The organism is Candidatus Magnetominusculus dajiuhuensis, from assembly GCF_046044395.1.
In the GTDB taxonomy this organism is placed as follows: domain Bacteria; phylum Nitrospirota; class Thermodesulfovibrionia; order Thermodesulfovibrionales; family Magnetobacteriaceae; genus Magnetominusculus; species Magnetominusculus dajiuhuensis.
On the sequence record NZ_JBJUSG010000149.1, the window covers coordinates 1 to 7,770 of the forward strand.

The window sequence follows — 7,770 nt, forward strand, 5'->3', positions numbered from 1 at the left end:
AGGAATGACACGGTTTGTTGTACAGTCTCTTGTCTGCAACTTGGAATAACTTTTTGACAATAATTATCGATAATTCAATACGAATTATTTAACGTAATTGTGACACAGTCTGCAAGCCGGAATGACGGAAAGGGACAAGGATGACAACAATCTAAGCAACTACCTCTTACTTATCATGGCGAACAAATTTACCGTGACCAATGAGTGGATAGGCTGGTTACCATCTTATACAAAGACGCAGCAAAAAGAAATATCGTGATTTCCAATGATATGATCAAAAAGAAAACTTACTATTCCACGGGGTGAGGTTTCCCAATCCTCTGATTACAAACGAGCCTTTGCTTTTTCTTCTGGCCTCACAGCTTTCCGGAAGCAGCTTTTCAGCTTCGAGATACCTTGGGGTCAGTGCAACCATAGAGCCGGAGATGTCCGTAAGCGGTGAATTTATAGTAATTGTTCCACTTTGCCCGCTGATAGTCGAGGATGCGTGCAGGGCCTTTTCCTGACTCCACAAAAATACGGTGCCGGCATTGATTGTAATATCCCCGCCATATCCTGTGTCCGCGTCCGCGGAGATTGCGCTGCTGTCAAGCAAGCAGAGCGTGCCTGCTGTAACTGTAATGTTGCCGCCCTTATCTTTTCCCTTGCTTACGTTTGAGGTTATGCCGCTGTCGTTATAAAGGCGTATGTCCGCGGCGGCTATATCTATGTTGCCTCCGGTTGTATATTTCGAGGAGGTCGCTATGTCGCCGCCGTTATTCATCTGAAGCGTTTCGGCCGTTTTAACCGTAATGTTGCCGGCGTTGCCGGTACCGGTGCTTCGTGCCGTAATTAATCCGTTGTCATCTATATAAAGATTACGGCTTAGAAGCGTGACATCTCCGGCATTACCGCTGGAGTTTGTCTCACTGTAAATCCCGCTTTGATATACATCATAACCATTGGTGTAAAACCCTGATATATTAATTGAGCCTAAGGCCAGCACACTGATGTTGCCGCCGCTGCCAGTGCTTCCCGACTCTGCCGAGGTGCTGATTTTGCCGGCGTTGACGAGGGTTAGATTATTTGTCAAAATAGTTATATCTCCGGCTTTGCCACTGCCATATGTGTCGCTTAATATCCCGTTTGAATAAACATTTTTGCCGGTGCCAAAATAATTGGAAATATAGATAGAATCCGAGGCATTTATCGTAATATTGCCGGCATTCCCCGTGCTTCCGCTATCAGCAGAAGTGCTGATTGTACCGGCATTGGTAAGACTTAAATTGTTCGTTTCTATATTAATGCCGCCGGCACTGCCTTTGCCGGATGTTTCACTATATATCCCGCTTGAATAGAAACTATCGCTGCCAACGTAATAGCCCGATATATTAACAGTATCAGAAGCCTTTATGTTGATATTGCCGCCACTGCCGGTGCTTCCCGGCCTGGCAGTCGTAGTAATTAACCCGGTATTGGCAATATTCAAATTGCTTGTTTCAACGTTGATACTGCCAGCGTTGCCTATACCATCTGTTTCGCTATATATCCCGCTTGAATAAAAACCATCGCTGCCAGCGTAATAGCCGGTAATATTAATAAAATCTGAGGCCTTTATGTTGATATTGCCGCCGCTGCCGGTGCTTCCCGACATTGCAGTGGTGCTAATTCTACCGGCATCGGAAATATTTAAATTACTTGTTTCAATATTAATACTGCCGGCATCGCCTTTCCCTAATGTTTCACTATATATCCCACTTACATAAGCGCCATCGCCGGCATCGTAATAGCCGGTAATATTAATAGAATCTGAGGCCTTTATCGTAATATTGCCACTTTTGCCAGTGCTTCCTGATAGTGATGTGGTAGTAATTGTACCAACATCGGTAAGAGTCAGGTTTTTTGTTTGAATATCAATACTGCCGGCATTGCCCTGACCGAATGTTTCACTATATATCCCGGTTGAATAAACACCACCGCTGACAGCGTAATGACCGGCAATATTAATGAAATCTGAGGCCTTTATGTTGATATTGCCGCCACTGCCAGTGCTTCCCGGCATTGCAGTGGTTGTGATTGTACCAAGATCGGTAATATTTAAATTATTTGTTTCAACACTAATACTGCCGGCGTTACCTTTACCGTATGTTTCGCTATATACCCCGCTTGAATAAATACCATCGTTTCCGGTATCATAATAGCCGGATATATTAATGGAACCTGACGCCTTTATAGTAATATCTCCGGCGTTGCCTGAGCTTCCCGGCAGTGCAGAGGTGCTGATTAGGGCGGTATTGGTAATACTCAAATTTTTTGTTTGAACATCAATACTGCCGGCGTTACCTTTACCGTATGTTTCACTCCTTATCACACTTGAATAAACGACATCGTCGCCGGCATCATAGTAGCCGGATATATTAATAGTATCTGAAGCTATTATAGTAATATTGCCGGCGTTGCCTGAGCTTCCCGACCGGGCCGACGTATTAATTTCACTAGCACCGGCAATAGTTAAATCTTTCGTATCGATATTAATAGCGCCGGCATTACCTTTACCGTATGTTTGACTATATATTCCACTTTCACCGTCTAACTTAATAGTATCTGATGCCTTTATCGTAATATCGCCAGCCTTCCCTGTGCCTCCCGATATGGACGAAGTGCTGATTTCACCAGAATTAGTAAGACTTAAATTATTTGTTTCAATACTTATACTGCCGGCATTGCCTTGGCCTGAGGTTTGACTATATATTCCACTTTCACCGTCTATATTAATAGTATCTGATGCCTTTATCGTAATGTTACCGACGTTTCCTGTACTTCCCGATGAGGATAGATTAACAATTTGACCAGCACTAGTAAGATTTAAATTACTGGTTTGAATATTAATACTGCCGGCATTACCCTTTCCTGCTGTGCCAGCCTCTATCTGCCCGCCGTTTGTAATGCTCATATCGCCGGTTATATTGACATTAATCCCGCCGCCGTTGGTATCGCCATACGTATCGGCAACAATCTGCCCATTATCAATAACAAATTTCCCTCCTCTAATGTAAATGCTGCCGGAGCCTCCTGTTTGATTGCTGACGTCAAGGTTGCCGATTGTAATGCCGTTTATTGTCTTTCGGGTTGAATCGGTTTGAGTTATATTGATTGTGCCGAGGGCTGCAAATCCATCAACATTTGTACCGGATGATGACATTAATGCCTCACCAGTTGAGGCGACACTCGCAAGGTTTATCTGCCCGCCGGGGGCGTAGAGATAACCGTTTGTTATGTTTATGTCTCCCGCGACTATGGAAATCGTCTTCCCCGTGGGTACCTGAAGAAGGGCGCCGGTTACAGTCACACCGGCAGGATTGCTTGTCAAAAAGCCAAAGGCCGACGGCGGGGCCGACGTTAATATTGAGTTTGACGGGGTTTTCGCGTCATACCTTCCACCGTCTGAGAGTTTTAGATAATCTGCCGTGCTTACGTAAAACGACCCCTTTATGTCAAGGGTGGCGTTTTTGCCAAATATCACACCGGCAGGATTTATTAAATATAGATTAGCCCCCGATATACTGCAACTCAGTGTGCCGTCTATAGAAGACGACAAACCGCCGGTAACGCGGGCTATTACGTTTTGTATGTTCGATGAACCCGTAAATGTGGCGCTCTCACCGGTCATTATATTAAACGTGCTGAAGCTCTGAAACAGGTTGTTGCCGACAGTTGTTCCGATAGACGCCGGAATGATAAATTTCGGGCCAACTAACGTTCCACCCCAGCCTACCGTACCGTCTGTTATTATGGCAGAGTCGGATGTGGAATAACTAAATAGTGCGATCAGACACGAAAATATCCCTATAATGTATTTTTTGAAATAGTTACTAAAACCATGTTGCAGACGACTGAGCATCTTCTTTGACTCCCTTTTGGCATGAATCATGGCTTCTTATCCTTTAACATCCCTTTGATTTGGGTTAAAACGTCTTCTAAAGATACAACCCTGCTTTCAATTATACTGCCTTCCATGTGCTTGTGGTGCGGAAAAGTCAGAAGTTCTTTATAGTGAGGAGCGTTATCCCATCTTATGATCATAGCATCATCCGAACTTTGCCAATGAAAGGAATAGTCACGTTGAAGTTCATCAACATACTCTCTCACGAACAGCACAGAGCTGTCATTAAAAACAATTCTGAGCTTACTGTAAGAACCCCTGTCCCATTTCTTGTAATCCATGACTTCATAGGATGCTATGAAATCAGCGCCATTAATTAATTTCAAAATCAGCATTTTTTATATCACTTATTTTATGGCTGATGTCTTCAAACAAGCGCCTGTATGCCTTCCATTCAATATAATCGTCCCACTGCTGATAATCCTCTTGCCTGGTTTTCACTGCCTGTTCAAATACTTCATATTGCATATTGCATTTTTTCTCAAAATACGCAATCTTATCTTTAACCACATGCATATCCGCCATCAATTCCAGAAGCAGACCATCCGCAATATCGCTCTTTTTTATCGTCAACATCTCAACCCTCCTGTAATTGTAACATTGCCGGCATTTCCTGCGCTTCCATTTCTTCCCATCGTGCCCTAAATTTACATTGCAAACGTTATCTTACATCTTCCTATCAATATCAGCGGCCTCTTTTAACCCTGCCTGCTCTAACAGGGACGCCCTTACCTCTCTTAAACCTTTGTCATTCGGGGCTTGTTTTATTAAATTCGAGATACCCTCTATCGAATCGTACCAATATCCCTCCTTCGCATACAAGGCAACTTTTTCAATGCCCTTTGAAGCCGATAGCTTATTCGCCAGCTCTTTCGATGGTTCTGCCACGATTACTGCCCCGCCGCTTACAATGTCCTTCGACCTATTCTCTTCACTGCCAATCACGGATACAAACCACTTATATTCAGTTCCCACGGCAAGGCTTACCCCATATTCTTTTAGATTTACACAGTTGATTCCACCGGTGTTAATTTCTGCGGTTTTTTCCAAAAGCGGCCTTGCTGCCTTTGTCTCACTTATACTGATTTCTATCTTTAATTTTGACGCCTTTGACATATACCAGCAAAGAGAGGGCTGCGTCTTTGAACTTAGTCCGGTATGCGCCGGGGCGAGAACAGTTAATTCAATTGCGTCTCCACTATTGCCCCTTGTTCCACCCCCTGTGCGTACGCTTGGTGCCCCAAGCTTGGGCGGTATATATTTGATGATAGCACCAGACTTATCACTCTCAGTGTCCGCGCCATACAGAACTAACGGTGAACATATTGCAGCTATCAGCAAAACTGGCATGAATATACATCTGCTCACTACACTTTTCATCGTAACCTCCCAAAATTAAATTTCGGCTGATAAATCAGACCGGGATTATCTCTAACGCACACTATATATTACAACCAATTCCCAATTAACAGAAAGGGTGCCCAGTACAGAGGATGGCTGAATCTTTCGCCGTCCAGCATATTCATCTGCGCCCTGCGTAAGGCCTTTGCCTTAAGTCCGCCGCTTGTCTTCAGCTCCTTGTAAAAATCCACTAACAGTATGGATGTCGCCTCGTCATTTACACTCCAAAGGGAGGCGATTGTGCTTTTAACCCCCATTTTTACAGACAGACCCGCAAGCCCAAGGGCGGCCTTCTCATCGCCAGCGGCAGTCTCACACGCGCTTAAGGCCAGTATCTCTATGGGTTTCGCGCTGTAGCGGCCCTCCTTTATTTGGGTTTCCAAATCATTTATCGTCATTTTACCATCCCACGTAACAATAAACGCCTTAGCGGCATCTCCCGTAAACTCACCATGAGACGCCATATGAAGCATGTTGTACTGTTTGTCCTTAAATTCGTTTTTAAGATTGGGAAGTACAAAATCCTTGTTCATCAGTAAACTTGAATTGTACTCTTGTCCTATTCCCCTAACCTCGTCCGAAATAAAGGGCAGAGGCACATGGCCTTGCCTCGGTTCGGTCAATGCCGTTACGAGCATCCTTGAGTCTTTCTGCGTGAAGGCCCCTGCATCGGTTAAAAATACACCGACTGTGCCGGCAACGGCATATTTTCTTATCAAAAAATCCTTGCCGTCATGTAATGCCCCAAGGGGAATCATTCTCAATGCCATGTCAGGTATGTACACTATCGTATCTGTTTCATTAAGGGCCAAATCCTGTTCGATCGGCCTTATCAATATATCATAGAGCCTCTGTCCATGTGCTAAAAACTGCATAGTGGTGCGCTTTTCGAGAAGCCTGCGAAATGTTAATACCTCCTGAGTGTAATCGTCAGAAGCAATGTTAACCATATATTTTTTTATGCCGGAGGGGAAACTCACTAAGACGTACAACTTTTCGGGAAAAGATACCACATAGAGGATGGCGGTATTTTTAGAAACCGTATCAAGGCGGGATTCTTTGGCCTTTTGAATATCTATACAGGTGTCTTTAAAATAATCTTTAAGTTCAGCGGCCCTTAATTGTTCTATCGTATCTATGGCATCATAAAGGTCTTTTTGTGATTCGGATGGGCTGCCTTTCTTCGACGCCCTTTCGATTAAGGCCTCTGCAAGTTCATAGAATACAGATTCTATTTCGGTTTTAAAAAAACTTCCACCACAGAGCGCACAGTTTACAAACGCGTCCAACCCAACATTTTCAATTGCTCGCACGGCCTCTCTATAGGCCGTAATGGCGTCGTCCGTCTTGCCTGTTTTACTAAAAATCCGTCCCATCTGCCGGTATGTGATATAAACTGATTCCTTTAGAGCTGACATCGAAGCGGCATAAAGGGATTTTTTTAACAAAACCAGGGCGCTTTTGTAGTCCTGTTGTTCCTCGTAAAGTTTACTCTTGTATATATAAATATATGGAAGGGCATTGTTGTCGGCTATTAAACCTGCCGCCGTTTGGGCATCGTCAAGCGCGCTACAGGCATTATGTATATTCGATTTGCCGGACATAGACATATAGGCCTTTGCTACATTAACAAGACCCTCAACTTTTTTATGGCTGTTGGCAGCGCCCTGAAATATCAACAATGCATCTTTTAATTTTTCAACTGATTTCGATTCCTCTTTCTGGCTTATGTTTAAGACGGCTATGTTTGTAAGGATTTGTGCGCGCAGCGTTTGATCATCCGTCTGTATGCGGCTTAAACGAAGCCCGTATTCGTAGAATTCCATGGCCTTTTCTTTAGAATTTATCAGCACATGGAGGGTTCCGAGGTTGTTAAGTATCCCGGCCCTGATCCCCTGCCTTTCGGAAATTTGCAAGGCACTCCCGTAATACTCATTGGCCTTATTGAAATCTCCGGTTGCCATATAAATCAATCCATAAACGTTTAACATCTCCTGTTTCAGTACTTCACTTTCAGACTTTTCCATGATAGGGGGAATTTTATTTAAGACAGCGAGGGCATTATCGAACCGGCCAGCATATAAATACGACTTCGACAGATACAAAAGACAATTAGCCTCTGCCGACAGGTCTTTCGGGTTTTCTACAAGCGCTTTTTCAAAGGCGTCTATCGCGCCGGTAAAATCTCCAAGTTCATATGCCCTAATACCATCTCTAAGGGTATCCCCATGTGAGGCTCCGGCGTGTGAAAGTATCAGAATAACTACGAATAGAACTATTACAACGACATTGCATTTCATATCGTTATGTCCTTTGCGCCTTTCTTTTAATCCCATTTCCTGTTCCCTGCGGTTATTATACAAGACATAAGAACATTTTGTATAGACTTAGGATAAGCCCAAGCTCCGATATAGAAATTTGCACCTATTGATAAAAGGGTTTTTGAA

The 7,770-nt window shown here is 43.8% G+C and carries 5 protein-coding genes; all 5 read right to left on the reverse strand.

What is annotated here, in order from left to right:
• Positions 1-274: 274 nt before the first annotated feature.
• Positions 275-3,910 (reverse strand): beta strand repeat-containing protein, encoded by a 3,636-nt coding sequence (locus tag AB7D94_RS15240; RefSeq protein WP_420266835.1) that lies wholly within the window; start codon positions 3,908-3,910, stop codon positions 275-277.
• Positions 3,907-4,257, reverse strand: coding sequence for a toxin-antitoxin system TumE family protein (locus AB7D94_RS15245; RefSeq protein ID WP_420266837.1), 351 nt, complete (start codon positions 4,255-4,257; stop codon positions 3,907-3,909). The genes AB7D94_RS15240 and AB7D94_RS15245 overlap by 4 nt, the downstream gene beginning before the upstream one ends.
• Complete coding sequence (locus AB7D94_RS15250; protein ID WP_420266839.1) at positions 4,235-4,498, reverse strand: hypothetical protein; 264 nt, start codon at positions 4,496-4,498, stop codon at positions 4,235-4,237. The genes AB7D94_RS15245 and AB7D94_RS15250 overlap by 23 nt, the downstream gene beginning before the upstream one ends.
• A gap of 90 nt (positions 4,499-4,588) precedes the next feature.
• Positions 4,589-5,302: a DUF928 domain-containing protein gene (locus AB7D94_RS15255; protein WP_420266840.1), complete on the reverse strand. Its 714-nt coding sequence runs from the start codon at positions 5,300-5,302 to the stop codon at positions 4,589-4,591.
• A 68-nt stretch (positions 5,303-5,370) separates the two neighbouring features.
• On the reverse strand, positions 5,371-7,659 hold the full coding sequence (locus AB7D94_RS15260; RefSeq protein WP_420266841.1) for a CHAT domain-containing protein: 2,289 nt from the start codon (positions 7,657-7,659) through the stop codon (positions 5,371-5,373).
• Between the last annotated feature and the right edge of the window lie 111 nt (positions 7,660-7,770).

Bases quoted from the DNA above. Each gene is read 5' to 3' on its own strand.
- AB7D94_RS15240 (WP_420266835.1), bottom strand. From the start codon at position 3,910: ATGATTCATGCCAAAAGGGAGTCAAAGAAGATGCTCAGTCGTCTGCAA.
- AB7D94_RS15245 (WP_420266837.1), bottom strand. From the start codon at position 4,257: ATGCTGATTTTGAAATTAATTAATGGCGCTGATTTCATAGCATCCTAT.
- AB7D94_RS15250 (WP_420266839.1), bottom strand. From the start codon at position 4,498: ATGTTGACGATAAAAAAGAGCGATATTGCGGATGGTCTGCTTCTGGAA.
- AB7D94_RS15255 (WP_420266840.1), bottom strand. From the start codon at position 5,302: ATGAAAAGTGTAGTGAGCAGATGTATATTCATGCCAGTTTTGCTGATA.
- AB7D94_RS15260 (WP_420266841.1), bottom strand. From the start codon at position 7,659: ATGGGATTAAAAGAAAGGCGCAAAGGACATAACGATATGAAATGCAAT.